Raw genomic sequence first — 24,678 nt, 5'->3', positions numbered from 1 at the left:
AGATGTGTATAAGAGACAGCACCGGACCCGGTGCCGTCTCGCCGTCACTCCTCGCCCGTCGCGCCCGTTTCGTCGGTCTCTTGGTCGTCCACCTCGATCCGCACGAGGTCGGCCTCGACGTCCTCCACGAAGGCGCCCTGCCCGCCCACCGTGACGGTCTCGCCGTCGTCGGTCTCGACGACGAGCGAGTGCTCGACGGGGAACTCGTTGGTCGTCGGCTCCACCATCCCCTGTTTCGACTCGACGACGCGGCCGCTGATCTCCGCCGGCTCGTCGCCGTCGGTCCACCGGCCGCCCACGGTGACGCGGGGGGTCTCCCCGGCCCGGAGCCGCAGCGTGGCCTGGAAGACGGTGTGCCTGAAGTTCGCGTACTCGACCGGGAGCGACGCGGGCGGCGCGGTCGCGACCTCGCTCGCGGCCGGCCAGTAGTTCCCGAGGAACGAGCCGACGATCACGGGCGCGAGCTGCTCCTGCGAGAAGTGGATCGCCTGCCGGTCGGTGTTGGACCGCCGCAACAGCTCGGGCGGGGCGACGACGCCGGCCGCGGAGTCGACGGTGAGCAGCGTCGGCATCGCCTCGCGCCACGTCCGGACGACGCTGGCGACCCCGTCGAGCCCCCCCTCGACGTCGGCCGCCTCGTCGGCGCCGGAGACGATGAGCAGCACCAGGACGCCGCGGTCGACCGCCTCGACGAGATCGTCGCGGATCTCGGGGAGGTGGTCCGCGGAGATCGACAGCGTCACCTCCGAGTCGGCGTCCGCGAGCAGCGACCGGACCCGCTTTATCACCGTCACCCGGGACTTGATCACCTCGAACTGCTCGGTCTGCCGCTCCACCCGCGAGAAGCGCTCCTCTAAGCCGGGCCGGATCGCGTCCACGTCCGAGCGCAGGCGGTTGATGACCTCGTCCGGCGGGTTCGCGCGGATCGTCGTCGGCACGACGTGGTCGTTCACCTCGACGAAGCCGCGCTCCGCGAGCGACTCGCTCACGCTGTAGACGTAGCGTTTCGACACCCCGGCGGCGTCGGCGACGGTGCTCGCCTTCGCCTCGCCGTGCGCCAAGAGACTGAGGTACGTGTCGACCTCCTTGTCCGAGAGCCCGAACCGGCGGAGGAGATCGTTCAGCGTCCGGTCGTCCATATGACGGAGATGCGCGAGGGGACCACTTATAAGGGTCGTCTCGCTCGCCGCCGCGGCGAGCGCGCCCGGGAGATCGTTCTACCGCAGGACCGCGACGCTCTCGACCGTGACTCTCCCGTCGACCGCGGCGGGTCCCCCGACCGCGGCGGACCCGCCGGTCGAGGCGGACCCGCCGGCCGAGAACAGGTCGGTCTCGAACCGCGACGGGACCTCCACGGTCGCCGGCGCGTCCGCGAAGTTGACGACGACGAGGAGGGGGTCGCCCTCCCCTTCGTCACCTTCGGAACCGCCGGTCGACGGCGTGCGCTCGTAGGCCGTCACGCGCTCGGGGTCGCCGTCGACGACCGACACGTCGGCGGCGCGCCCCTCGAACTCGACGGCGCCGTTCCGGAGGACCGGTTCGCGCTCGCGGAGCGCCGCGAGGTCGCGGTGGAAGTCGGTGAGGGCGTTGTCGCCGTCGTGCCAGCGGACCGGTCCCCGATACGTCTCGTTGCCGCGCTCCTGCCCGGCGTAGACCATCGGCGCGCCGGGCAGGGTGAAGACGGTTGCGGCCGCGGCCTTCTGCGCCTCTCCGCCGTACTCGGCGAGGTAGCGCTCCTCGTCGTGGTTCTCGACGTAGCGCATCTGGAGGCTCGGGTCGCCGAACCCGAGCCACTCGGCGCGGGCGAACGCGTCGGCGACGGCGTCCGCGGGCGCGTCGCCCGCCCCGATGTCTCGAAGCGCGTCGTACAGCGAGGTGTCGTAGTGGAGGTCGAACTCCCCCTCGCCGTAGAAGGGGTCGTGCGGGAGGGTCTCGTCGAGCAGGAGGAAGTCGTCGGGAACGCGCTCGGCGACCTCCTTCCAGAAGCCGTGGGGAACGCCCCACGCCACGTCGGCGCGGAAGCCGTCGACGACCGCGCTCCACTCGTTGACCACGTCCAGCAGCCACTCGCGGACCGTCGGGCTGTCGAAGTTGAGGTTCGGGATCCGACGCCAGTTGAAGTAGTACTCCGGCATGTCGCCGTCGGCGAGCTCCGCCCAGTCGGTGTCGGTCACGTCGAAGGCGCCGTCGGCCCGGCGGTAGTGGTCCGCGTACGCGTCGACGCCGGCGGCGTGCATCTGGAAGGCGGGGTGGTCGCGGGAAGTGTGGTTGATCACCAGATCGAATATCACTCGGATCCCCGCCTCGTGGCAGGTCGCGACCAGCGACTCGAACGCCTCGCGCGAGCCGAGGTCGGCGGCGGTGTCGAAGTAGTCGGTGACGTGGTAGCCGTGCTCCGTCGGCGAGGCGAGCACGGGCGTGAGCCAGAGCGCGTCGACGCCGAGGCTCTCGACGTAGGGGACCCGGCGCTCGATCTCGCGGAACGTCGTCGGGAGCGTGTCGCCGGCGAACGACCGGACGAAGACCTCGTAGATCGTCGGCGAGTCGGCCCACTCCGGGGGCGCGTGGGGGTCGGAAACGGTCACAGTACCGTTTTCGTCCCGCTCGATCCGGACCGTCTCCGCCGCGCCGTACCGGTCCCCGTGCGGGACGGCGTGGATACGGATCCCGCCAGGGCAGTCGTCAGGGAGCTCCGAGACCGGGATCGAGAGGGAATCGCCCGCCGCCAGCGACTCGATCCGCGCGACCGCCTCGGGGGGCGCGTCGCGGTCGTCGACGAGGAAGTCGACGGCGACCGGTGAGTCGCCCCCGTTTCGCCCGGTATCGCCCCCGGCGTCGAGGTCGGGCGGCGCCGCGGCGTCGGCGTCGATCCGGACCTCCTCGGCGTCGGCGTCGCTCTCGACCACCGTCGCCGACACCGAGACGCGCGGTCGGCCCGGGCCCGGCGCCGCCACCTCGTCGCGGTGCTCGTTCGCGGGGTCGTCGTTCGCGACGAAGCTGAACCCGTGACGGCCGGGCGGGACGCGGGCCTCGCAGACCCAGTCGTCGCCGTCGCGCTCGGGGCGGTCGCGCGCGAGCAGGCGGTCGTTGTGCGGCCACATCAGCGAGACGCGGTCCACGTCGCCGTCGTCGAGCGGGAGGTCCGCGGCGGCGACGCGGAGCTCGACCGACCGGCGCTCGTCGGGGTACGCGCGCACGCGCTGACGGTGCGTTCCGTCCGGGGCGTCGAGCGTCAGGACGTACGTCCCGGGCGCGTCGGGACGGAGGTGAACGACCGGCGCGTCCGAGCGGCTCGTCTGGCCCGGAATGAGGACCTCCCCGCCGCCGTCGACTCCTCCGACTCCGATCGCGCCAACCGGGTCCCCGTCGTCGCGCGCGTCGCTCTCGGCCGGCGCGTCGCGGAGCGTCCACTCGTAGGTCCCGTCGGGATCGGGGCTCCGCGGAGCCAGCTCGACGGATTCGCCGACGCTCGTCGTGCGCGGCGGTCCGGGTTCGTGCATACGAGTTCCCGGCGGCGCCCCGGCTTGAGGGTTTCCGTTCTGTGAACACGCGAATAATAATTACACCAAAACTTCATACGCGGAGGGATCGTTAACTCGCGTAATGCAACTCCGCGACGCGCTCGACGACTACAAGCGCAACACCGGGCACGACACCCGGTTCCCCGGCGAACGCCGAACCGTCACCGGTCGGTTCTCGGGCGGCGAGGGGCGGCTCGTCCACGTCGCCGCCGACGGCGAACTCCGCGACTTCGGCTACCCCCTGACCGGTCGGACGGGGCTCGTCCGCTCGCGTCTCGGCCTCGCGGTGGGCGACGAGGTCACGTGGCTCGACGAGGTCGCGACCGAGCAGCGCTACGTCGGCGACACGACCCTGATCGAGACCGTCCACGAGACGGACCACGCGACGGTGACCAGACGCGACGCGACGCTCGGCGACGCCCACCTCACGCGCGCGATGCTCGACGTGGGCGACGACGGCCACGCGAACGTCGACCCCGACGACCTCTCGCTCGTCGTGTACGCCCGGTTCGCGCCCGACGGGCGCGACGACCGCGTCGGTCAGCTCCGGTACGACGACGCCGTCGAGGTGTACCACGCCGACGAGCACGACTTCCTCGCGAGCGCCACCGGCTTCACCGACCTGCGCGGCCAGCTCCCGGCGACGTTCCCCGAACTGCTCGACGACGCGCCCACCGACCTCCCCCGGGCCCGCGACGGCGACCGCTACGAGGAGGAGCGCCTCTCCGGCGAGGTCATCGCCGACGTTCCCTTCGAGGGCGGCGCCGCGACCGTCGCCACCCTGCTGACCGACCGCGCGGAGACGACCCGCGAGGCGGCCCGCGACCGGCTCGACGGGCTCTTCGCGGACCTCGACGACCCCGACGCGCTCGCCGCGGCCGCGGGGGAGACGACCCCCTCGGTCCCCGAGTCGGCTCCGGCACGGGAGTCGGTCGTCGCCGACCTCCGGGTGCTCTCGCTGCTCTCCGCGGAGTCCGGGCTCCGGATCGCCGGCCCCGACTTCGACCCCTTCTACGCGACCTCCGGCGGCTACGGCTACACGTGGTTCCGCGACGACGCCGAGATCTCGACGTTCACGCTCGGCGCCGACGACCGGCTCGGGCTCGGGCTCGACGACTGGCACGCGCGCTCGGCCGAGATGTACGTCGCCACCCAGCGCCCCGACGGATCGTGGCCCCACCGCGTGTGGCCGCGGAACGGCGCGCTCGCCCCCGGCTGGGCGAACGCGCGCATCGAGGACGGCCCCGACGTGGACTACCAGGCCGACCAGACGGGCAGCGTCATCGCCTACCTCGCGCAGGCGCGCGCGGCGGGCGTCGACGTCGAGGGGCTCGACGAGACCCTCGTCGCCGCGCTCGCCGGGCTCGACGAGACCCTCGAGGCGGACGGCCGGCCGGTCGTCTGTCAGAACGCGTGGGAGGACAGCGCCGGGCGCTTCGCGCACACGACCGCGACGTTCCTGGAGGCGTACAGCGAGCTCGCGCTCCACGGCGAGGGGCTCGACGCGACCGATCTCGGTCCGGACGCCGATCCGGACACCGCCGCCCTCTCCGACGACCTCGCCGCGCACGCCCGTGATCAGGCGACGCGGGTGTACGACGCGCTCGACGACCTCTGGGTGCCCGAGCGCGGCTGTTACGCGGTCCGCGAGACGCCCGAGGGCGCGATCGACGACCGGCTCGACTCCTCGACGCTGTCGCTGGCGAGCGCGCACCGCTCCTTCGACGCGCTCGGCGGGGACGGCGACGAAGGTGAGGGCGGTGACGGGAACGGCGCAGTCGACGCCGAGCGCCTCGACCGGCTGGTCTCGCACGTCGAGACGGTCGTCGACGGGCTCGCGCACGAGAGCGACGAGATTTCCGGACAGATCCGGTACGAGGGCGACGGCTGGCGGCGGGCCGACCAGCACTCCGAGAAGGTGTGGACGGTCTCGACGGCGTGGGGCGCGAACGCCTGCGCGGAGCTCGCCGTGCTGCTCGCCGACCGCGACGACCCCCGCGCGGGCGAGATGGCCGAGCGAGCCCGGGGGCTGCTCGCGCACGTCTCGCCCGGCGGGACGCTCTGTGAACCGACGAGTTACCTCCCCGAGCAGTTCTTCGACGACGGGACCCCCGACAGCGCGACGCCGCTCGGGTGGCCCCACGCGATCCGACTGGCGACCGTGGCGCTGCTCGACGCCGAGCTCCCGCAGTTCGCCGACCGCGTCGCCGCCGACGACTGACGCGACGCACCGCGCTTTCGCCGCGATATTTAAAAGTCGGCGAGTGGACGCAGTACGGATTTATAAACCGAATGCGGTGGCGCGTGCCTGCGAGGCCGTTTCGCGGCCGAGCAGCACCGCGCGAGGGAGTCGGGCGGCCGGAGCGAAGCGGAGGCCGGCCGACGAGGCTGGGGAGGCGTGAGGCTGCGGTCCCGCGAGCGACCGGAGGGAGCGAGCGGGAGCACGGAAGTCGCAGCGCCGAGCGGAGCNCTGCGGTCCCGCGAGCGACCGGAGGGAGCGAGCGGGAGCACGGAAGTCGCAGCGCCGAGCGGAGCGAGGCGACCGTCTTCCGGCGGTGCGGTTGCGGGCGGGTGGGACTCAAAGGGGCAGCCGGGAGGACGAAGGTGGCCGCAGCAAGCACCGCAGCGAAGGAGCGTCAGCGACTGAGCGAGGCGCACAGCAAGGCCCCCGAGTCGTCGCGGCTGGGGCTTTGGAGGTCGCTACCGTCGATCTGCAGACATCCGTTTATATGCGAGCGGCTGGGGCTTTGGAGGTGTTCGTCGTCGCCCCGGTGTCAGCGATTTATACGTAGGCGGCTGGGGCTTCGACGGCGTCCGCGCTCGCTCCCTCGAAAAACCACTTATAACTGAGCGCTGAGCATTCGCTAGACGCGGTATCCTACGGCGGACACGTAAAAATCGACGGGCCGGACTACCGCCACTCCTCTGCCGGCACGCAGTCCGCCGCGCGGACCGTGATCCACCGGGTCGTCCGCTCGTCGGGATCGCGGTCCCGCTCGAAGAACGTCACCTCCCCGCCGTCGGAGTCGCCGTCGGCGTCGCCGTCAGTCCGCTTACAGACGAGCTCCGACCGCTCGGTGCGGACGCGCGTCGATGACGTGGACATACGTCACGATTCGTTCGGCATGACATAATAACTGTTGGTTTCAATCGGTATGATCGGAAACAACGGTGGTTGTGAACAGCTATTATTTTTGTTCCGAGTAACACTGACGGCCGTTCGACTACAACCGGACGGGAACGCCGCGCTCGTCGAGGTACTTTTTGGTCTCCTCGATCGAGTAGTCGCCGAAGTGGAAGATGGAGGCGGCGAGCCCGGCGTCCGCGTTCGCCTCGGTGAACACGTCGTACATGTCCTCGGGGGAGCCACAGCCCGAGGAGGCGATGACGGGCGTCGAGACGGCGTCGCAGACCGCCTTCATCAGCGGGATGTCGTAGCCGTCCTTCGTCCCGTCCATATCGATGGAGTTGACGAACAGCTCGCCGGCGCCGCGCTCCTCGGCCTCCTTCGCCCACGAGACGGCGTCGATGCCGGTCCCCTCGCGGCCGCCCTTCTTGGTGCACTCGAACCACACCGTCTCGCCGTCGGCGTCCTCGTAGAAGTGCTCGCCCGCGTCGTCGTGGCGGCGGCGCGCGTCGACGGAGATGACGATACACTGGCTGCCGAACGCCGCGGCGCCCTCCTCGATGAGCTCGGGTCGTTCGAGGGCGCCGGTCGTGATCGACACCTTGTCCGCGCCGGCGCGGAGCGTCTCCTTGATGTCGGCCTTGGTGCGGATGCCGCCGCCGACCGTCAGGGGGATGAAACACTCGTCGGCGACCGCGTTCACCACGTCGAGCATCGTCTCGCGGCCGTCCGCGCTCGCGGTGATGTCGAGGAAGACGAACTCGTCGGCGCCCGCGGCGTTGTACTTCTTCGCCAGCTCGACCGGGTCGCCGGTGTACTCCAGGTTCTCGAAGTTGACGCCCGTGTACACCGCCGCGTCCCCGTCGCCGTCGAGGTCGACGTCGATACAGGGGATGATCCGCTTCGTGAGTCCCATTCGTTACCGGCCGTAGACGACGGCGGAGGTTAAAAGGCGCGGGGACGAGCGGCCGGTCCGAACGGCCGCCCGTTCACTCCCCCTTCGGCTCCCGTCGGTCGTACTTCGCGACGGCGCGGTCGGCGCGCGTCGAGATGCCGTTCGGGTTCCGCGCCGGGCTCCGGTCGCGCCCCCGCGCGACGAGCCCGTCGGAGCTCCCCCCCGCGAGCCCGACGAGCACGTCGCGGCCGGTGGCGATCCACCGCGACGGAGTCGACTCGCCGCGGATCACGTCGCCGGCGGCCCCGTACGCGTCCGTCGCGGCGTGCGTCCCGGCCCGCGCGAGGACGGTGGGCCGGACGCCGTAGTTCTTCAGGAGCCGGTAGGCGAGCGCCCGGTACTTCCACCCCCACTCGCGGGCGGTGCGCCCGCCGTCGGCGGCCGTCGGGCTCGGAAGCTCTTTGGCGACCGCCAGGTCCTCGCGCCACGCCACGGTCCGGCCCATCTGCGCCAGCCGGTGGGCCGCGTCGCGCGCGCCCCCCGTGCGGAGGTACTCGTCGAAGCCGTCCAAGTCCCGGAGGGCGTCTCGCCGGAAGGCGACGTTGCCGCCCTCGAAGTAGGTCACTTCGGTGCCCGCGATCGTCCGGCGCTCCGGGCCGTCGCGTTCGTCGTCGTCGCGTTCGTCGTCGTGCTCGTCGTCGGTGCGACGCTCGTCGTCCCGTTCCACGTCGTCCCGGTCTTCGCCGCCGCGTCCGCCATCCGGCTCGATCGGGGTCACCGGCCCCGTCACGGCGTCCGCGTCGTCGAGCCCGGCCCGCACGGCGCCGAGCCACCCCTCCGCGATCCGGTTGTCGTAGTCCACGAGGGCGACCGCGTCGCCGGTGGCGACCTCGATGCCGGCGTTGCGGGCGACGTTGACCGTGCGGTCGGAGATCTCCACGAGCACGTCCACGTCGTCGCGGTCGCGTACCATCCCGGTCGTCCCGTCCGCGGAGGGGCCGTTGGCGACGATCACCTCCGCCTCGGGGGCGTGCGTCGCCAGCGAGTCGAGACAGGCGGCCAACCGGTCCCGCCCGTTAAGGGTCGGTACGACGACCGAGAGCTCCATACGGTCGGGTATCGGGACGAGGGATTAAAAAGGACTCCGTGCGGGGTCGACCGCGCGGCCGAGCCGAGAATCAATCGACGAGCGTTCAGACGGTCCGGTCGACGAGCGTTCAGACGGTCAGGTAGTACACCTGCTTGCGCGCGTCCTTGAAGCTGTAGCGGGAGTCGACGAGGCCTTCCTCCTCTAAGCGGTTGAGCGCGTAGCGGACGGTCCGGTCGGGAAGCAGGGACTCGTCGGCGAGGCCGCCCTGCGAGAGGGGGGCGTCGCCCTCCAGCACCTTCGCGACGAGTTTGGCGCTCGGGGGGAGTTCGCGTAAGCGGTCGCGGTACTCTGATTCCGAAAGGCGGTCCTGGTCAGCGGTCTCCGCGGGACTGGTACTCATGTCTCATGTGGAACCCGCGCCTATTGGTAAAGGTTGGCTACATATAGGGCAATCTGATTGGGATAATATAATGTGTTAATATCACAGCTCGGCTATCCGTCAATCCCGATCGATCATGCGTATTTTGACGCGGCGGCGCGTCCGATCGGTCGATGATCCCCGAGTCCCACGTCGACATCTTCGAGGCCGAGTCGTACGCCCACTTCGCGACGGTGATGCCGGACGGAACGCCGCACGTGACGCCGGTGTGGGTGGACCACGAGGACCGCGAGTACGTGCTCGTCAACACGGCCCGCGGTCGCCGGAAGGAGCGGAACGTCCGCCGGAACCCGAAGGTGGGAGTGAGCGTGCTCGACCCGACGGACCCGTATCGGTACGTCTCGGTGCGCGGCGAGGCGGAGCTCACCGAGGAGGGGGCGACCGAGCACATCGACGAGCTCGCGCGGCGGTACTTCGGCGTCGACGAGTACCCGCATCACGGCGAGGAGTCCGGTCCGCGGGTGCTGGTGAAGATCCCGGCCGAGAACGTCACGACGAGCGGGTGATCGGACCGAGTCGTCGACCGACTCGCCGACCGCATCCAGTACGGTTTTGTCGGTCGGGCGTACAGTACGGACAACGTGAAGGGACAGGACTGGTACCAGGCCGACGAGGTCGCGGAGGAGTACGAGGACGTACGGTTCTCCGGCGGCGGGGAGCTCATCGACCGACGCGAGAAGGAGGCGGTCCTCTCGGCGCTCGGACCGATCGAGACGGGACACCGCGTGCTGGAGGTCGCCTGCGGCACCGGCCGGTTCACGACGATGCTCGCTGACCGGGGCGCCGAGATCGTCGGGATCGACATCTCCCGCGAGATGCTCGAACAGGGCCGTAAGAAAGCGTCTGCTGCCGGTCTGTCTGACACGGTGGAGTTCGTCCGCGGCGACGCCTCCCGGCTCCCGTTCCCGGACGACCACTTCGACACGGTGGTCGCGATGCGGTTTTTCCACCTGATGGACGACCCGGCGCCGTTCCTCAGGGAGCTGCGCCGCGTCAGCGCCGATCAGGTGTTCTTCGACACCTTCAACAGCCGCAGCCTGCGGACGCTGTACACGTGGCTCCTCCCGATGGGGTCCCGGCTCTACTCCGAGCGCCAGGTCGTCGACATGCTCCGCGCGGCGGACCTGACGCTCGCCGGCGAGGAACACGACTTCGTGCTCCCGTACGGCTTCTACCGAGAGCTGCCGGGCCCCGTCGCGAAGCCGTTCCGGGCGATCGACGAGCTCGTCGGCGACACCGTTCCGGGAGATTACGTGGCGTCCGTCTCCTATTGGGACGCTCGGGTCCCCGCAGACGAGGGCGGTTCGGCGGCTTCCGCGGACGCGGAAAACGACGCGGGCGCCGCCGAGTGAGCTAGGCCGACTCCTCGACGACTTCGCCGACCGCGAAGTTCGATTTGACCTCCGTTACCTCGATCTTCACCCGTTCGCCGACCTCCGTGTCCGGGACGATGATCACGTACCCCCGCTCGACGCGGGCGATCCCGTCGCCCTGCTTCCCGAGGTCCTCGATCTCGACGTAACGCATCTCGCCGGGCTCGACAGGGGGCTGCGGCCCGTCGTCGGCGCGGGACGCCGAGGCGTCGACCCTCTTGTCGGCCGTCTCGTCCGTCTCGGACTCTGACCGGGAGATGAACGCGACGCGGTACGTCTCGCCCGGCTCCAGCGCTCCGGCCTCGACCTCGCGTCGCGGGACCTCCACGACGTACTCGCCGTCCTCCTCGCGAACGTCGGCGCTGAACAGACAAAGGAGCTTCTCTGAGATCTCCATAGTAGACTCCAGCGAAACGTGGAGACGGACCAGTATAGTTGTACCGCCGACGGGTCGGGTCACTCGTCGAGGTAGGCGTCGACCAGCGCCGCCTCGGCCTTGCGCAGGTGGGCACCGGCCGTCGACGGCGAGCTCTCGACGGCCGCGGCCACGTCGGCGACCGACCCGGTCCGCGGCACGTCGTAGTATCCGACGCGGCGCGCGGCCCGGAGCGCCGCTCGCTGCCGTTCCGTGAGGCCGACACCGGCCAACCGCCTGCCCCCGCCGTACGATCCGACCCGTTCGATCGTGACCTCGATCGGCTCCGGAATGGCGGAGAGCGCGTCTCGCAACTGGTTCGGCGGGCCGATCAGTCCGAACGACAGCCGGCCGCCCGACCGGTACACGACCGGCGGGACGGAGAGGAACTCCGTGTCCTCGAACGCGCCGAGGAACGCCTCCAGCGGCCCGCCGAGCCGCTCGTACGCCTTGAGGTAGAACGCCTCGTCCCCCGGCGCCGTCTCAAAGCGGTCGATCGGTTCGACGGTCCGCAACCGTTCGAGGTACCGCTCCCGGGGGGCAACGACGCGGAACAGCGTGACGAGGGTCTCGTCGGGGAGTCGCCGCCACGTCAACAGCTCCGTCCGCCACCCGTCGCCCTCGTCGAGGAAGTCGTGCATCGGGTGCCGGACCGCCGGCGGGAACGTGAATTCCACGCGAACGTATCGCATACGACTCGTGGCGTTCGCCCGCCATTTCAATCTTAAAAACACACGGACTGATCCGTGTCAAAGCTCAGCGGCGTGCGGCCCCGATCGATTCGTATGCCCGACCCGGCCACCAGCTCCGACAGCGAGCGAGCACGACCGTCTGACAGCGACGAACGGGCCGCCGCCGTCGACACCGACGCGATCGACGTGACCGACGCGACCGACGCGACCGACGCGACCGACGCGACAGACACCGCCGACGTCGGTATCGCGGACGCCCCGCCGCCGCCGGACCCCGGCGGCCTCCCCCTGATCGGGAACGTCCACGAGCTCGCGGGCGACGCGCTCGCGTTCTACGAACGCCGGTCCGCCGAGCACGGCGGGATCGTTCGCTACGACGTGTTCGGTACGGAGAGCTACCTCGTGACCGATCCCGAGGCGATCGGGCGGATCCTCGTCGAGGACCACGACCGGTTCGTGAAAGGCGAGATGCCCCGCGAACAGCTCGGTGCCCTCCTCGGCGACGGGCTGTTCCTCGCCGAAGGAGAGGCGTGGCGCGAGCAGCGAACGGCGATCCGCTCGGCGTTCTTCCGCGACCGAGTGGCCGCCTACGGCGACTCGATGGTCGAACACGCCCGCGCGACGGCGGCTTCGTGGGAAGACGGCGAGGTCGTCGACCTCCACGCGGCGTCGACCGAGTACGCGTTCGCCGTCCTCGCCGAGAGCCTGCTCGGGAGGGACATCGAGCGCGAGCGCGAGACCGTTCGGGCGGCGGCGGCGGCCATCACCGATCGGTTCGACACGCGTCGGCCGACCTCGTTCCTGCCCGAGTGGCTCCCGACTCCGACGAACCGCCGGTACCGTCGGCGTCTGGACGCCCTGCGCGAGGCGATACGCGATCTCGTCGCGGACCGGCGCGCCGCCGGACCGCCCGCCGATCCGGGCGCGGCGGACGACCTCCTCGGCACCCTCGTCGCGGCCGCGGAACTGGGGGCGCTCGACGACGACGAGGTCGTCGACAACGCGGTGACGTTCCTGTTCGCCGGCCACGAGACGAGCGCGCTCGGGCTGACGTACGCGCTCTACTGCCTCGCCGATACCCCCGAGTTCCAGGATCGGGTCCACGCGGAGGTCGCGGCGCTCGACGGCGACCCGACCCCCGCCGACCTCCGAGCGTGCCCGGCGCTGACCGCGGCGGTCGACGAGGCGCTCCGCCTGTACCCCCCGGTCCACTCCTTTTTCAGGGAACCGACCGAATCGGTCGCGCTCGGCGGGTATTGCGTCCCGGCCGGCGTCGTGCTCACGCTCTCGCCGTGGGCGGTCCACCGCGACGGGCGGTGGTGGGACGACCCCGAGACGTACCGCCCCGAGCGCTGGCTCTGCGAGGCCGAGGACGGCGGGGTCGTTCACGGCGACGACGCCCCCGGTCCGGCGACGGGAGCGCGTCCCGAGCACGCCTTCTTCCCGTTCGGCGGGGGGCCGCGTCACTGCATCGGGATGCGCTTCGCGCGGCAGGAACTCCGCCTCGCGATCGGGACGCTGCTCCGCCGGGCACGACTGGAGCCGGCGACGGCGGAGCTGTCGGTGCGGGCGAGCGCGAACACCCGCCCGGACGGCCCGGTTCGCGTGTGCGTCCACGTGCGAGACGAGGCGCTCGGCCCGGACGAACTGTCGCCCAGCCCGGACGAACCGATCGATACCAGTTAACAAATAAACATATGTACTTCGACACTGATCCCCCGCGTATGGTCCTCTCAGACAGCAGCACTCGCCGTCGCATCGCTGTCGCGCTCGCGCTCGCGGCGCTCCTCTCGCCGCTTGCGACGGGGCTCGCGACCGCCCAGTCGGTTCAAGGCGCGTCCGGAGCCATCGTCGTCGACGAGGGAGAGACGGTCGACAGCGTGGAGGGCGCAGCGGCCACGATCGTCGTCCGCGGCACCGTCGAGGGCGACCTCTCCGGCGCGGCCGGCTCGATCCGGATCGCGGAGACGGGTCGGGTCGACGGGAACGTCCGGGCCGCCGCCGGGACCGTCGTCGTCGACGGCGCGGTCGGCGGGGACGCCGAGATCGGTGCCGGCTCCTTCGAGCTGACGGAGACGGGACGGATCGACGGCTCGCTCGACGCCGGCGCGGGCTCGATCACCGTCGACGGCGCGGTCGGCGGGGACGTTCGCGCGGCCGCCGACTCGGTCGTCATCGGCCCCAGCGCGGACGTCGGCGGCGAGTTCCGATACGACGCCGACGAATTCACCCGGAGCCCGGACGCGACCGTCGCCGGCGGCGTCGTGGAGGACGCGAGCCTCCGCGGTGACACCGGGGTCGGATTCGGCGGTGACCTGGTCCCGTCGTGGTTCGGATCCGCGTACGGCGTCGCCGTCAACCTCGCGCTGGGCGCGGTCCTCCTGCTCGCGTTCCCCCGGTTCTCGCGCGACGTCGCGGACCGAGTCGGCGAGGGACCCCTCGCCAGCGGCGGGGTCGGGCTCCTCGCGCTGATCGTCGCCCCGATCGTCCTGGCTCTCGTGGCGATCACGGTCGTCGGCATTCCGCTGGCGCTCGTCGGGGTCGCGGCCTACGTCGTCGCGCTCTGGGTCGGCTCCGTCTACGGCCGGTACGCCCTCGGCTCGTGGGTGCTCGGCCGGCTCGCCAGGCCGAATCGGTGGGTCGCGCTCCTGCTCGGCGTCGTCGGCGTCGCCCTGATCGGGCTGGTCCCGTGGGTCGGCGGGCTCGTCGACCTGCTCGCCCTGCTGTTCGGGCTCGGCGCGCTCGCGCTCGGGCTCCGGGACCGGTATCGAGGTCGGAGCGAACAGATCGTCTCCGACGGCGACCCGGTCGAGGTGGACTGATCGGGGCTCCGCTCTCCGCCCCGGCCCGCCCGCTCGGCCGTCGCTCCCGCCTCCGGCACCTGCTGCCAGCGCACCAAGACGTTTTTTCGGGTCGCCGAACCGTTCTCGATGAACGCTCCGGCGTTCCAGTACGGTTCCGTCAGTCGCCGTCGATCGGCGTCCCGTCCGCCTCCTTCGGGCCCTCGGAGTCGAAGACGACCGCCGCGCCATCGGCGCGCTCGGCCGCGGTCGGGTCGTAGCCGTCGCGCACGCCGATCGCCTCCTCCAACTCGCGGACCGCGCGCTCCTTGAGCGACGCGGCCAGCGCCTCGGCGTCCTCGCGGGAGATGTCGCGGCCGAGCCCCTCGCACTCGTGGGCGCGGACGACGCCCTCGGCGTCGACCGCCTCGCCCATCGGCTGGCTCGTCCCCTCCAAGGCGACGCTGAACGGGTAGGTCCGACAGATGAGCGGTCGGGCGTCGTGCACGGTACAGGCCCCCCGTCCGTCCGTCTCCTCGTAGAAGGTGCAGTCGCCGCAGTCGTCGGTCGCGAGCGCCCACTCGAACGTCTCGCCCGCGGGTTCGCCGTCGTCGCCGGCCGAGAGCCCGAACGGCATCGGGCGGGCGGCGTCGCGCCAGTCGTACGACTCGCCGAACCGCGCTTCGGCCGCGGCTGCGACCTCCCGGACCTCGTCCGGGAAGACGGTGGCCGTGTGGGGCTCGCGGTCGGCGGGGTCCCCGGACTCGTCGTCGTCGGCGCCTTCACCGGCCGGCGCGCCACCCGGCTCGTCGGGGGCGTAGCCCGTACAGCAGCCGCCACAGCGCGTGCACTCGAAGCCGATCGACTCGATGGCGTCGGCGAGCCCGTCGGCGTCGAGGTCGCGGGCGCGTTCGAGCTCGGCTTCGAGCGATTCCATGGGAACGCTTGCGGCGCGGTCGGGTTAACGCCGTCCCTTCTGGGGCGAAGGAGCGAAGTGCGACCGCCTCGTACCGAGCGGGCGTGAAGGAGTACGAGCGGAAGGGGCTCCTCGAACGCGTCAACCGCGAGGCGGCGACGGTGGGCGCGGAGATCCCGGAGGAGATCGAGATCCAGGAGGAGCCGATCGAGCTGCGGTCGTTCGTCTTCGAGATCAAGCGCCGCGACACGGTCCCGCCCGGCGAGCGCGAGCGGGTCGAGCAGGCGAAGCGGAACCTCCGGCGCGAGCGCTTGGAGCGGCTCGAACCCATCGAGGAGAACGAGGTGAGCTACGCCGAGGGCGAGGAGCTGGCGGCGTCGATCATCGGGATCGACCGCGCGCTCGACGCCTTGGAGGGGCTCGACGCGGCCGACCCGGAGACGGAGGCGAAACGACAGGAGGCGGCCGACCGCAAGCGCTGGATGAGCTTCTTAAAGAAGGCGCTCGGTCGGGACGACGCGGGCGGGGCGAGCGGTCGGACGCGGTTCTGACGAAGCGGCGTCAGGCCGGCTCGAACCGAAGCCGGTAGTCGTAGTACCGGCCCTCGTAGCGGACCCGCTCCGAGCCCGACTCGCTCCACCCCGCGTCCTTTCGGACGTTGCCGTCGAGGTACGGGCGCTCGTGAAACGCCCGAAGCAGCTCCGCGTACCCGTCCGAGTACGGATGCGACTCCTCGTATCCGCCGCGTCTGGCGGCCTCGATCACCTCCCGTGCGTCGGCCGAGAGGTCGTCGGCGGTGAGTCGCGCGCCGACCGTGTGCGCTCGGAGGATCGCCTCCATCCGCTCCGGCGACTCCGCGACCGGCTCGGCGACGGCGCGGAACACCGGCTCGTAGAACCGCTCGCGGGCGACTTCGACCCGATAGACGGTGTCGCGGTACGCGACGCGGTCCGGACCCTCCGCCGCGAGGAGCTCGCTCGCGTCGATCGCGTCCGCGTCGCGGTAGACGTAGCCGCCGCGCTCCACCAGTCCGACCGGAACGCCGCCCGAGTTGCCCCGCGCCCGCGCCGAGCGGTGCGCGCTCTCGACGGCCTTGCGGTCGCCCTCCGGGAGCGCCTCGTTCTCGACCGCGTCGGCTCCCTCACCGTCGCCGCTCTCGCTCCCGTCGACGTCGAACAGGCGGAGCACGGGGCGGGTCGCTTCCGCCTCGTCGACGATGACGGAGTCCAGCCGGTAGTACGTCCCCTCGCGGACGGCGTACGTCGGGTCGTCGGCCGCCGACGGGAACGGCTTCCGGTACTGCGTGGTGTACTCCTCGCCGTCGCGGGCGGCCGCGAATGCCGCCTCGTCCCACCCCGGGTCGGTCTCCGCGAGATCGCGGACGGCGCCGTCTCGGAGCGTCTCCCCCGCGTCGTGGAGCGCGAGCGCGAGGACCCGGTCGTCGCCGTCGTCCGCGGGGCCGCCGGTCACCGACCCGTCGAGACAGCCGGCGACCGCGCCCGCCGCCGCGGCCAGGCCGCCGACGAGCACCCGGCGTCGGGAGGGTAGCAGTCGACCTCGAGAGGGCTTCGGATCGCTCATACGCCTCGTTCGTCGCCCCCGGATAAATGCGCCGGCGTTGCTCAAAGAGTCGTTTTCGTCTCCGGCTTCGTCCTCGGTTTCAGTTCCCCGTGAAGTCGATCCGGGAGTCCCCGGCGTCGCCGTCGCGGTTCGAGTGGCCGAGCCGGACGAACTCGTAGGCGTCGTCGGCGAGGTACACCGCGTCGCCGTCGACGCTCACGTCGACCGACTCCAAGACGGCGCCCTCGCAGGGGCCGAAGTTGCAGTAGCCGCCGTCGGCCTCGAAGGTGGCGCCGTGCTTCTGGCAGAACACCTCGCCGTTGCGGACGAAGGCGCCGTCGTCCTTGTCGAGGCGCACGTCGGTCCAGTGTTGACAGTAGTTGCGGAACGCGCGCACGTCGCCGGCAGCCCGCGTGAGGATCGCTTCGGCCTCGGGCGTCCCGTCCTCGGCCTCGCCCACGTCGCCGTCGCCGTCGTCGACCGCGTCGGCGTCGACCGGCCGCAGCGTCACGAGCAGCGTGCTGTCCTCGGGAACCTCCTCGACGGCGGCGATCCGGCGGTCCGCGTCCATACGCGTTCGTGGCCGGCGGCGCGTTTCAACTGATCGATAGCGCAGGGCTCTGTGACGATTCCTGACGCCCGGTCGGTCGCTTATAAGTAATTGACCGGAGATCGACGACGAAGACCTCCGAAGCCCCAGCCGCTCGTTTATAAGTCGTTGATAGCGATCTGGCGGTGAACATCTCCAAAGCCCCAGTCGCCGGGGGCGGCGCACGCTCGCTGCGCTCCTCGTCACTCGCTCCACTCGTTCCTGCGGTGCTTACGTCGCCTGCGCCGCCCCCGGCGACTGCCCCTTTGAGTCCCACCCCGCCCCGCAACTGCACCGCACCTCTCACCTCCCCAGCCTCGTCGCTGGCGCCGTCGGCGCCAGCGACTCCCTCGCGGGCTCCTCGCGGGCCGATGGCCCGCTCGGAGGCGCGCCACCGCGTAGTCTCCTTATAAGCGATCGTCGCCGCCGCTCAGACGTTTATACACCGGATCTCCCTCACAGTCGCGGTCACCCGCGTTCGGTTTCGGTCTCCGTCTCTCGCTCGTCGTCCTCCGCGTTCGCTTCGGCCTCCCGCTGGGCTTCCTTCCGCGCCCTGTCCGCGGCGAGCTCCCTATCGATGTCGTCCTCGACGTACCCCATCGACTCCACGGTGACCACGTTGCCGCCGCCGGGGTCGACGACCATCACCTCCTCGCCCTCTTCGATCGTGCCCTCGATCGAGCGCGCGGAGTAGTTGGGATTGAAGCCGCCGCCGGAGAGCTTCACCTCGCCACCGGCGGTAGTCACCTCCTCGGTAACGACGCCGGTCTTCCCCTTCAGCGCGTTGCTGTCGCTCGTCTGCTGTTGGCCCTTCCCGCCGTAGAGGTCGAACTCGTGGTAGCCGTAGAAGGCCGCCGCGCCGAAGAGGAGCGTAAGGAGCGCCATGACGAGGACCAGCCCCGAGCCGACGACCCCGAGCGACGTAAGGAGGAGGCCGCCGAGCCCCGCTCCGATCAGCGCGATGCCGACCACGATGAAGTTCGCGCCCGGCGCGAGCGCCTCCGCCATCGAGAGCAACAGCCCGGCCGTCAACAACAGCAGGGGCAGCGTGTCCGGGGAGACCAGTCCGGACTGCACGAGCACGTCCATGTCCGGACGTACGGCCGCGGCGGTATAAGTGGTGGTACGGGAGGATGGGGAGGGACGAGAGGAGGGCGGAATGGACGTCCGGCGGAGGGGAGCGCCGACCGATCAGAACCCGACGAAGAGGACGCCCACGGTGAGCGCGACCCCCAGCGCGACGAAGACGGCGTGTTCGGCCTCGATCGAGCCGGGTTCGATCGGTTCGCTCTCGGGCGTGTGGGTGTCCTCGGTGACGCCGTCCGGCCCCACGTCGTCGACGGCGAACCGCCACTGGCTCTCGTCGTCACCCTCGTCGTCCGACCGGGTCTCGTTGGCCCGACTCCGAACGTCGTCGCGGTCTCTGCCGTCGTCGCTGCTCATACACGCCGCTACGGGGCTCACCAGTAAATGGCTGGCGGGCGGGACGGCGCTCTACCGCTGCCGCGCCGCCGCGATCACGTCGCCGTCGTAGACGACGCCGCGCTCGCCGTCGACCGTCACCACGGTCCCGTCGGTCACGCTCTCGGGGAGGCGCGCGCCGGAGACCATCGGAACGCCGAGCTCGCGGGCGACCACGGCCGGGTACCCCGTCATCCCCTCGCGGGCGTCGACGATCCCGGCGAGCGCGTCGAGGTCGCCGGTGAACTCGCCCTCGAAGTTGGGACCGAGCGCGACGATCGAACCGTCGGGAACGTCGCTCAGGTCGCCGTCGGCTGTGCGATAGACGGGGGCCGCGACGCGGCCGGCGACGACCGCCTTGCCGGTCACCAGCGTCTCGGCGGCGACGTGGACCTTGAGCGTGTTGGTCGTGTTCGTCCCCTCGAACTCGGTCAGCATGCCGGAGAGCACGACGAGGGTGTCGCCGGAGGCGGCCCCGCCGGTGTCGAGCGCGGCGTCGACCGCGTTGTCGAGGATCGTCTCCATGTCGTGGGCGTACTCGGTCAGGACGGGACGGACTCCCCACGAGAGCGCGAGCTGGCGGCGGACCCGGTCGTTCGGCGTCGTCGCGACGACCGGGACGCCCGGCCGGAACATCGCGGTCTTGCGGGCGGTGAACCCGGACTCCGAGACGGCGACCACGGTGGAGGCGCCGATGTCGCGCGCGAGGTAGCGCGCGGAGCGGGCCAGCGCCTCGGTCCGGGAGCCCTCCGCGGCGGTCGGGACGCGCTGTTCGCGCGTCTCCGCGTACTCGTCGCTGGACTCGACCTGCCTGACGATCCGGTCCATCGTCTCGACGACGTTGACGGGGTCGTCGCCGATGGCGGTCTCGCCCGACAGCATCACGGCGTCGGTGCCGTCGAGCACGGCGTTGGCGACGTCGGATGCCTCGGCCCGGGTGGGCCGACGCGAGTGGACCATCGAGTCGAGCATCTCCGTCGCGGTGATGACGGGGACGCCCGCGTTGACGCACTTCCGGATGATCCGTTTCTGAATGACCGGCACGTCCTCCAGCGGGCACTCCACGCCGAGGTCGCCGCGGGCGACCATCACGCCGTCGGCGGCGTCGACGATCCCGTCGAGGTTCTCGACCGCGCCGGCCCGCTCGATCTTCGCGACGATCGGGATGTCGCCGCCGCCGCGCTCCTCCAGCGCGTCCGCGATCTGGTACACGTCGTCGGCGTTGCGCACGAAGGAGGCCGCGACGAAGTCGGCGTTCGCCCGCGCCGCGAGGTCGAGCTCGGCCTCGTCTTCCGCGGTGATGAGGTCCACGTCGATGGCGACGCCCGGGAGGTTGACGCCCTTCCGCGAGCTGAGCTTCCCGCCGGAGACGACGGTCGCGACGACCGACTCGCCGTCGACGCGCTCGACCCGGCACTCGATCCGGCCGTCGTCGAGGAGGATCGTGTCGCCCGGACCCGCGGCCGCGATGGAGTGGGTGAGCCCGACGCGCTCGGGGGTGGCGTCGTCGCCCTCGACGAACGTCACTTCGGAGCCGGTCGCGAGCGAGACCGCGCCCTCGATCTCGGCGGTGCGGACCTCCGGGCCCTTCAGGTCGACCATCACCGCGAGGGGGTCGTCGGTCTCGTCGTCGACGGCGCGGGCGCGTTCGATGACCTCCTCGCGGTGGTCCGTCGTCCCGTGGCTCGCGTTCAGCCGGACGACGGACATCCCCGCGTCGGCGAGGTCGCGGATCGTGTCCCGGTCGTCCGAGGCGGGACCGATCGTACAGACGATCTTGGCGTTTCGCATATCGCCGGATTCGGCGCAGGGGCGGAAAAAGCCACACGGTTGAGTCGCCACCGAGTGAACGTTCGTGATGGTTGTGCCCGTACCGGAACCGCAATTGAGGCCGGGAAGTACCGTTTTATTTCTCCCGCCTCCGAGAGCCGAGACGGATGCGCCGCCGCCGTCTCCTCACCGCGGTCGCGGTCGCCGCGTCGCTCGCCACCGCCGGGTGTAGCGACGACTCGGACGACGAGCTGTTGGAGCCACGAGCGCGGGTCGTCAGGAGCGAGCTCGTGCGCGAACACGAGGGGACCGACGACGAGTCGGTCGCCGTCGAGGGCCTCATCGAGCGGACCAGCGACGAGGAGATCACGTACCTGGAGGTGCGGGTCCGCTTTTTCGACGCGGACGACGAGTCGTTGGACACCACGATCGAACAGGTGCCGGACGTCTCCGAAGGCGACCGCTGGGAGTTCACCGTCGTCTTTCCCGAGGTCGGTGAACGGGCCGCGCTCGTCGCCGACCACGAGGCCGAAGTCGTCAGAAACCCCTAACATGGACCGTACTGCCGCCGCCGCCGGAACTCGCTCGCACCCCGGTGAACGATCTGCGCGCCCGGGGTACGGGTCGTGACGCACGGGCGGGCGCCGGACGTGACCGTCGACGCCGCGGAGTCGCAGTCGGGCCCGAACCCCTCCACCGAGGTGCGAGAGGACACGACGGACACGTCGATGCCGCCCTCGAACGTCGGGGACCAAACGATGGCGGAGCAGGGCGGCGTCACGTTCGCCGGCGAACTGATCAAGAAGGGGTTCGGGTTCCTCGTCGTCGCCGTGATCACTCGGCTCGTGAGTCCCGGCGTCTACGGGCTGTTCGTGCTATCGACGTCGGTACTTCACCTCACACAGGTGTTCGCCAGCGCGGGGTTACACCGCGCGATCGACTACTTCGTCCCGCAGTATCTCGACCGCGGCGAGCCCGGCCGGGCCCGCGGCCTGACGATACAGGTGTTCGGTCTCCTGCTTCTGACCTCCACGGTGACGGGGATCGGCGTGTTCGTCGCCGCGGACGCGCTCGCGGCGGCGTTCGACGAACCGGGCGTCGCGACGGGGCTCCGAATGCTCTCCGTCGCGCTCCCGCTGCTGGCGGTTTTTAACGGGCTGATGGCGTCGTACAGCGGTATCAAGCGACTCAGGTACCGCGTGTACGTCCGCGATATCACCAGACCGACGGTGCGACTGCTCGCGACGGTCGGGCTGCTGCTCGTCGGCTTCGGCCTCGTCGGGATCGTCGGCGGCTACGTCATCGGTCTCGTCCTCGGGATACTCCTCGGTGTCGTCTTACTGACACGACGGAACGTGCTGAAAGGCGGCGAGACGGTGTTCACGTCTCTCCGCGAGATCCTCTGGTACGGCGTACCGCTCGCGCTCGCGGGCGTCATCTTCGTGGTGATGGGACAGGTCGACTACTTCGTCGTCGGGTACTTCATGTCCTCGGACGACGTGGGTATCTACCGGATCGGATACATGCTCGCGGCGAATCTCCTCGTCTTCTTCTCGTCGCTCGCGCCCGTGTTCAAGCCGCTGATCGCCGAGCGGCGGCGGGACGGCGACGCGATCGCCGAGCGGTATCAGACCGCGACGCGGTGGGTGCTCGCCCTCTCCTTGCCGGCGGCCGCCGTCCTCGTGCTCGGCGCCGACGCGTATCTCTCCCTCGTGTTCACCCCGCAGTACACGGCCGCGAGCGGCGTCGTTCTCGCCCTGATCGTCGGCTACTTGGTGAGCGTCACGGCGGGTGGCCCCGACGGCGCGCTGCTCCAGGGGCTCGGCTACTCCCGGCTGGTGTTTCTCAACTCCGCGCTGCTGTTGGTCGCCAACCTCGTGTTCAGCGTCCTGCTGGTGCCGCGGTACGGTATCCTCGGCGCGGGGCTCGGAACGATGCTCGCCCTGACGCTTTCCGGGGTCGCCGCGCTCCTCGAGGTGTACCACTACCGCGGAATCCACCCGTTCACGCGTGAGCTCGGTCTCGTCGTCGCCGCGTGGCTTCCCGCTCTCGCGACCGGCGCGCTGGTCGTCACGCTCGTGTCGAGTGACTTGGTCGTGGCCGTCGTACTTCCCCTCGTCGTCGTCGGTACCTACGCTCTCGCCGGGCGGTCGCTCGGCGTCGTCACCCCCGCGGACGTCGAAATCGCCGAACACGTCGTTCCGCAGTCGGTCGTCGATCGGGTCCGACGCGCCTCCGAGCCGTAGCGGAATCGGGCGACGCCGAGCGTGACGCGACGGCCCCCTCTCAGTGGGTCACGCCCACGGCGACCGCCGTCGAGAGGACTCCGACGACGAGGAACATCCGGTTCGCTCGGGGGTTCTTCGCGGGCGTCAGATCGAGCGAGTAGTGCGCCGTCGACAGCGGTCTGAAGGGGCGGATCCCCATCGGGGTGATGGCGTCTCCGGCGATGTGCGAACACAGCGACAGCGTCACCGCGCCGCCGACGAACGCGGGCGTCCACTCCGGGAGCCCGCGACCGGCGCCGCCGACGGCCAACGCGGCCGCCGCGAGGGCACCAGCGAGCAGACCGACGGTGACCGCGAACGCGAGGGTGTGCGTCGGCCCGCGATGCGAGATCGGGAGCCGGTGATCGGCGTCGGGGAGCGTGGCGGCACCGACGGCGAGAGCGCCGCCGAGGAGCGTCAGTTCGGGCTCGCCGATCGCCAGCGTCGCCCCCGCGACGGGGGCGTACGCGAGCAGGGCGATGCCGACGTGTCCGCGCCAGTACATGCTCGGTATCCGCTCATATCGAATAAAAAGGCGTCGCCGGGGCGGACCGATCGGCTCCCGTCCGGACCGTTGACCCGGACGTCAGTCGTCGGCCGGCGCGGGCGCGTCGCCCGCGGAGAGCCGGACCTCTGGGCCGTCGACGCCCAGTTCGTCGAGGGCGACCTGCGCGGCGCGCTTCCCCGAGACGAGCATCGCGCCGAACGTCGGCCCCATCCGCGGGAGGCCGTGGGCGGTCGCGACCGCCATCCCCGACGCGATCAGGCCGTCGTGGACGACGCCGGTGTGCTCCACCACGGCGTCCTCGCTCTCGCCGACCCACATCGAGTCGTGACCGGGCGAGTCGTGGCCCGGGGCGCCGTACTCGCCGTCTCCCGTCTGGTCCATCCCGGTGTTGTGCTCCCTCGCGTGCTCGATGCCCGGCGCGGAGAGAACGCCGCGCTCGTCGAGCTTGCTGATCGCGACCGCGTCGTGGCCCGTCGCGTCGATCACGAGGTCGGACTCGACCGCGATCGGGTCGACGCAGGTGATCTCGCGCGGGAGCGCGTGGACCGGCGTCCAGTTCATCACGATCCCGCCGACGCGGTGGTCCTCGCGGACGACCAGATCGGTGAACTCCGTCATGTTCTGGACGCGCGCGCCGGCGTCGCAGGCCGCCTTTATCAGCCCGGAGCAGGCCTCGGGGCCGGCGGCGGTGTAGAGCCCGTCCACGTCGTCGACGGGCTCGTAGTCCACGTCGAGGTCCTCGAGGATCTCCTGTGCGGGATCCCGGACCGTCACCGTGTTCATCAGGAACCCGCCGAGCCAGAAGCCGCCGCCGAGGTAGTTGTTCTTCTCGACGATCATCACCTTCACGCCGCGCTCGGCCAGCTCCTTGGCCGCCATCAGGCCGGACGGGCCGCCGCCGAGGATGATCACTTCCGAATCCGTGTAATCGAGGAACCCGTCTGTCCACTCGTTGCCGATCGCTTTTGTTACATCAGTCTCGCTCACGTCCGCGAAGCCGTCGAATCCGTGCATACAACTCGGTAGTATTACTAAGTAGTGAAAGGCGTTGCGGTCGATACGCGGTGAACCACTCCAAAGCCCCAGCCGCGAGGCGGGCGCACGCTCGCTGTCGTTCGAGACGCCGAAGGCGTCTCGTGATGTTGCCAGACTCCTCTGGAGTCTGGCCGCTAGCCGGAAATCTCCGATTTCCGGCGATGTCGTCAGAACGCAGAGCGTTCTGACTGCTAGCCGGAAATCTCCGATTTCCGGCGATGACGAGAGAGCGAAGCTCTC

At 70.7% G+C, this 24,678-nt stretch carries 24 protein-coding genes; 8 read left to right on the top strand and 16 right to left on the bottom strand.

What is annotated here, in order from left to right; genetic code table 11:
• Positions 1–44 precede the first annotated feature (44 nt).
• Together C469_RS06030 and C469_RS06025 are read right to left on the bottom strand one after the other, a co-directional pair.
• Positions 45–1,139, bottom strand: a complete 1,095-nt coding sequence (locus tag C469_RS06030; RefSeq protein ID WP_008004760.1) for a TrmB family transcriptional regulator — start codon at positions 1,137–1,139, stop codon at positions 45–47.
• A gap of 78 nt (positions 1,140–1,217) precedes the next feature.
• Complete coding sequence (locus C469_RS06025) at positions 1,218–3,500, bottom strand: alpha-amylase family glycosyl hydrolase (protein WP_008004758.1); 2,283 nt, start codon at positions 3,498–3,500, stop codon at positions 1,218–1,220.
• A 103-nt stretch (positions 3,501–3,603) separates the two neighbouring features.
• Between C469_RS06025 and C469_RS06020 the strand changes: the two genes are divergently transcribed.
• The gene (locus C469_RS06020; RefSeq protein WP_008004757.1) at positions 3,604–5,742 is read left to right on the top strand and encodes a hypothetical protein; all 2,139 of its coding nucleotides are present in this window, start codon (positions 3,604–3,606) and stop codon (positions 5,740–5,742) included.
• Between the two features lie 690 nt (positions 5,743–6,432).
• On the opposite strand, the gene C469_RS06015 is transcribed toward C469_RS06020, so the two are convergent.
• From C469_RS06015 to C469_RS06000, 4 genes are all read right to left on the bottom strand, one after another.
• Entirely contained in the window at positions 6,433–6,627 is a 195-nt protein-coding gene (locus C469_RS06015; RefSeq protein WP_008004756.1) for a DUF7511 domain-containing protein, read from the bottom strand.
• 118 nt (positions 6,628–6,745) lie between these two features.
• Entirely contained in the window at positions 6,746–7,564 is an 819-nt protein-coding gene (hisF, locus tag C469_RS06010; RefSeq protein ID WP_008004755.1) for an imidazole glycerol phosphate synthase subunit HisF, read from the bottom strand.
• A gap of 73 nt (positions 7,565–7,637) precedes the next feature.
• On the bottom strand, positions 7,638–8,651 hold the full coding sequence (locus tag C469_RS06005; RefSeq protein ID WP_008004754.1) for a glycosyltransferase family 2 protein: 1,014 nt from the start codon (positions 8,649–8,651) through the stop codon (positions 7,638–7,640).
• 109 nt (positions 8,652–8,760) lie between these two features.
• Positions 8,761–9,033, bottom strand: a complete 273-nt coding sequence (locus C469_RS06000; RefSeq protein ID WP_008004753.1) for a MarR family transcriptional regulator — start codon at positions 9,031–9,033, stop codon at positions 8,761–8,763.
• A gap of 152 nt (positions 9,034–9,185) precedes the next feature.
• Between C469_RS06000 and C469_RS05995 the strand changes: the two genes are divergently transcribed.
• Both C469_RS05995 and C469_RS05990 read left to right on the top strand, forming a co-directional pair.
• Complete coding sequence (locus tag C469_RS05995) at positions 9,186–9,578, top strand: PPOX class F420-dependent oxidoreductase (RefSeq protein ID WP_008004752.1); 393 nt, start codon at positions 9,186–9,188, stop codon at positions 9,576–9,578.
• A gap of 75 nt (positions 9,579–9,653) precedes the next feature.
• Positions 9,654–10,424 (top strand): class I SAM-dependent methyltransferase, encoded by a 771-nt coding sequence (locus C469_RS05990; protein ID WP_008004751.1) that lies wholly within the window; start codon positions 9,654–9,656, stop codon positions 10,422–10,424.
• Between the two features lies 1 nt (position 10,425).
• On the opposite strand, the gene C469_RS05985 is transcribed toward C469_RS05990, so the two are convergent.
• Entirely contained in the window at positions 10,426–10,842 is a 417-nt protein-coding gene (locus C469_RS05985; RefSeq protein ID WP_008004750.1) for a TRAM domain-containing protein, read from the bottom strand.
• 59 nt (positions 10,843–10,901) lie between these two features.
• Complete coding sequence (locus tag C469_RS05980; RefSeq protein WP_008004748.1) at positions 10,902–11,552, bottom strand: helix-turn-helix domain-containing protein; 651 nt, start codon at positions 11,550–11,552, stop codon at positions 10,902–10,904.
• Between the two features lie 93 nt (positions 11,553–11,645).
• Here C469_RS05980 and C469_RS05975 point away from each other — a divergent pair, with 93 nt between their 5' ends.
• Both C469_RS05975 and C469_RS05970 read left to right on the top strand, forming a co-directional pair.
• Positions 11,646–13,238, top strand: a complete 1,593-nt coding sequence (locus tag C469_RS05975) for a cytochrome P450 (protein WP_008004746.1) — start codon at positions 11,646–11,648, stop codon at positions 13,236–13,238.
• Between the two features lie 38 nt (positions 13,239–13,276).
• Positions 13,277–14,374, top strand: coding sequence for a bactofilin family protein (locus C469_RS05970; protein ID WP_008004745.1), 1,098 nt, complete (start codon positions 13,277–13,279; stop codon positions 14,372–14,374).
• Positions 14,375–14,513: 139 nt separating this feature from the next.
• Here the strand turns inward: C469_RS05970 and C469_RS05965 are convergent, their stop codons facing one another.
• Positions 14,514–15,269 (bottom strand): YkgJ family cysteine cluster protein, encoded by a 756-nt coding sequence (locus C469_RS05965; RefSeq protein WP_008004744.1) that lies wholly within the window; start codon positions 15,267–15,269, stop codon positions 14,514–14,516.
• Positions 15,270–15,352: 83 nt separating this feature from the next.
• Between C469_RS05965 and C469_RS05960 the strand changes: the two genes are divergently transcribed.
• Positions 15,353–15,799, top strand: coding sequence for a DUF5788 family protein (locus C469_RS05960; protein ID WP_008004743.1), 447 nt, complete (start codon positions 15,353–15,355; stop codon positions 15,797–15,799).
• A 10-nt stretch (positions 15,800–15,809) separates the two neighbouring features.
• Here the strand turns inward: C469_RS05960 and C469_RS05955 are convergent, their stop codons facing one another.
• The 5 genes from C469_RS05955 to pyk form a co-directional block, all read right to left on the bottom strand.
• Positions 15,810–16,829 (bottom strand): hypothetical protein, encoded by a 1,020-nt coding sequence (locus C469_RS05955; RefSeq protein WP_049911081.1) that lies wholly within the window; start codon positions 16,827–16,829, stop codon positions 15,810–15,812.
• Between the two features lie 79 nt (positions 16,830–16,908).
• Positions 16,909–17,379: a Rieske (2Fe-2S) protein gene (locus C469_RS05950; RefSeq protein WP_008004741.1), complete on the bottom strand. Its 471-nt coding sequence runs from the start codon at positions 17,377–17,379 to the stop codon at positions 16,909–16,911.
• A 486-nt stretch (positions 17,380–17,865) separates the two neighbouring features.
• Complete coding sequence (locus C469_RS05945) at positions 17,866–18,486, bottom strand: NfeD family protein (protein WP_008004740.1); 621 nt, start codon at positions 18,484–18,486, stop codon at positions 17,866–17,868.
• Positions 18,487–18,588: 102 nt separating this feature from the next.
• Complete coding sequence (locus C469_RS05940; RefSeq protein WP_008004738.1) at positions 18,589–18,840, bottom strand: DUF7312 domain-containing protein; 252 nt, start codon at positions 18,838–18,840, stop codon at positions 18,589–18,591.
• Positions 18,841–18,891: 51 nt separating this feature from the next.
• Positions 18,892–20,649: a pyruvate kinase gene (pyk, locus tag C469_RS05935; protein WP_008004736.1), complete on the bottom strand. Its 1,758-nt coding sequence runs from the start codon at positions 20,647–20,649 to the stop codon at positions 18,892–18,894.
• A gap of 146 nt (positions 20,650–20,795) precedes the next feature.
• Here pyk and C469_RS05930 point away from each other — a divergent pair, with 146 nt between their 5' ends.
• Together C469_RS05930 and C469_RS05925 are read left to right on the top strand one after the other, a co-directional pair.
• Positions 20,796–21,179: an FxLYD domain-containing protein gene (locus C469_RS05930; RefSeq protein WP_008004734.1), complete on the top strand. Its 384-nt coding sequence runs from the start codon at positions 20,796–20,798 to the stop codon at positions 21,177–21,179.
• Between the two features lie 75 nt (positions 21,180–21,254).
• On the top strand, positions 21,255–22,874 hold the full coding sequence (locus C469_RS05925; RefSeq protein ID WP_008004732.1) for a flippase: 1,620 nt from the start codon (positions 21,255–21,257) through the stop codon (positions 22,872–22,874).
• 40 nt (positions 22,875–22,914) lie between these two features.
• Here the strand turns inward: C469_RS05925 and C469_RS05920 are convergent, their stop codons facing one another.
• Positions 22,915–23,400 (bottom strand): metal-dependent hydrolase, encoded by a 486-nt coding sequence (locus tag C469_RS05920; protein ID WP_008004730.1) that lies wholly within the window; start codon positions 23,398–23,400, stop codon positions 22,915–22,917.
• An 81-nt stretch (positions 23,401–23,481) separates the two neighbouring features.
• Positions 23,482–24,417, bottom strand: a complete 936-nt coding sequence (locus tag C469_RS05915) for a thiazole biosynthesis protein (RefSeq protein ID WP_008004727.1) — start codon at positions 24,415–24,417, stop codon at positions 23,482–23,484.
• Positions 24,418–24,678 lie beyond the last annotated feature (261 nt).

Origin of the sequence: Halorubrum lipolyticum DSM 21995, from assembly GCF_000337375.1 — an archaeon.
Taxonomy (GTDB): domain Archaea; phylum Halobacteriota; class Halobacteria; order Halobacteriales; family Haloferacaceae; genus Halorubrum; species Halorubrum lipolyticum.
Note: the sequence above shows the minus strand (reverse complement) of the source record. Positions and strands in the feature narration are given on the sequence as shown.

Excerpts from the sequence above, each read along its gene's own strand:
- C469_RS06030 (WP_008004760.1), bottom strand. The coding sequence starts at position 1,139 with ATGGACGACCGGACGCTGAACGATCTCCTCCGCCGGTTCGGGCTCTCG.
- C469_RS06025 (WP_008004758.1), bottom strand. The coding sequence starts at position 3,500 with ATGCACGAACCCGGACCGCCGCGCACGACGAGCGTCGGCGAATCCGTC.
- C469_RS06020 (WP_008004757.1), top strand. The coding sequence starts at position 3,604 with ATGCAACTCCGCGACGCGCTCGACGACTACAAGCGCAACACCGGGCAC.
- C469_RS06015 (WP_008004756.1), bottom strand. The coding sequence starts at position 6,627 with ATGTCCACGTCATCGACGCGCGTCCGCACCGAGCGGTCGGAGCTCGTC.
- hisF (WP_008004755.1), bottom strand. The coding sequence starts at position 7,564 with ATGGGACTCACGAAGCGGATCATCCCCTGTATCGACGTCGACCTCGAC.
- C469_RS06005 (WP_008004754.1), bottom strand. The coding sequence starts at position 8,651 with ATGGAGCTCTCGGTCGTCGTACCGACCCTTAACGGGCGGGACCGGTTG.
- C469_RS06000 (WP_008004753.1), bottom strand. The coding sequence starts at position 9,033 with ATGAGTACCAGTCCCGCGGAGACCGCTGACCAGGACCGCCTTTCGGAA.
- C469_RS05995 (WP_008004752.1), top strand. The coding sequence starts at position 9,186 with ATGATCCCCGAGTCCCACGTCGACATCTTCGAGGCCGAGTCGTACGCC.
- C469_RS05985 (WP_008004750.1), bottom strand. The coding sequence starts at position 10,842 with ATGGAGATCTCAGAGAAGCTCCTTTGTCTGTTCAGCGCCGACGTTCGC.
- C469_RS05980 (WP_008004748.1), bottom strand. The coding sequence starts at position 11,552 with ATGCGATACGTTCGCGTGGAATTCACGTTCCCGCCGGCGGTCCGGCAC.
- C469_RS05975 (WP_008004746.1), top strand. The coding sequence starts at position 11,646 with ATGCCCGACCCGGCCACCAGCTCCGACAGCGAGCGAGCACGACCGTCT.
- C469_RS05970 (WP_008004745.1), top strand. The coding sequence starts at position 13,277 with ATGGTCCTCTCAGACAGCAGCACTCGCCGTCGCATCGCTGTCGCGCTC.
- C469_RS05965 (WP_008004744.1), bottom strand. The coding sequence starts at position 15,269 with ATGGAATCGCTCGAAGCCGAGCTCGAACGCGCCCGCGACCTCGACGCC.
- C469_RS05955 (WP_049911081.1), bottom strand. The coding sequence starts at position 16,829 with ATGAGCGATCCGAAGCCCTCTCGAGGTCGACTGCTACCCTCCCGACGC.
- C469_RS05950 (WP_008004741.1), bottom strand. The coding sequence starts at position 17,379 with ATGGACGCGGACCGCCGGATCGCCGCCGTCGAGGAGGTTCCCGAGGAC.
- C469_RS05945 (WP_008004740.1), bottom strand. The coding sequence starts at position 18,486 with ATGGACGTGCTCGTGCAGTCCGGACTGGTCTCCCCGGACACGCTGCCC.
- C469_RS05940 (WP_008004738.1), bottom strand. The coding sequence starts at position 18,840 with ATGAGCAGCGACGACGGCAGAGACCGCGACGACGTTCGGAGTCGGGCC.
- pyk (WP_008004736.1), bottom strand. The coding sequence starts at position 20,649 with ATGCGAAACGCCAAGATCGTCTGTACGATCGGTCCCGCCTCGGACGAC.
- C469_RS05930 (WP_008004734.1), top strand. The coding sequence starts at position 20,796 with ATGCGCCGCCGCCGTCTCCTCACCGCGGTCGCGGTCGCCGCGTCGCTC.
- C469_RS05920 (WP_008004730.1), bottom strand. The coding sequence starts at position 23,400 with ATGTACTGGCGCGGACACGTCGGCATCGCCCTGCTCGCGTACGCCCCC.
- C469_RS05915 (WP_008004727.1), bottom strand. The coding sequence starts at position 24,417 with ATGCACGGATTCGACGGCTTCGCGGACGTGAGCGAGACTGATGTAACA.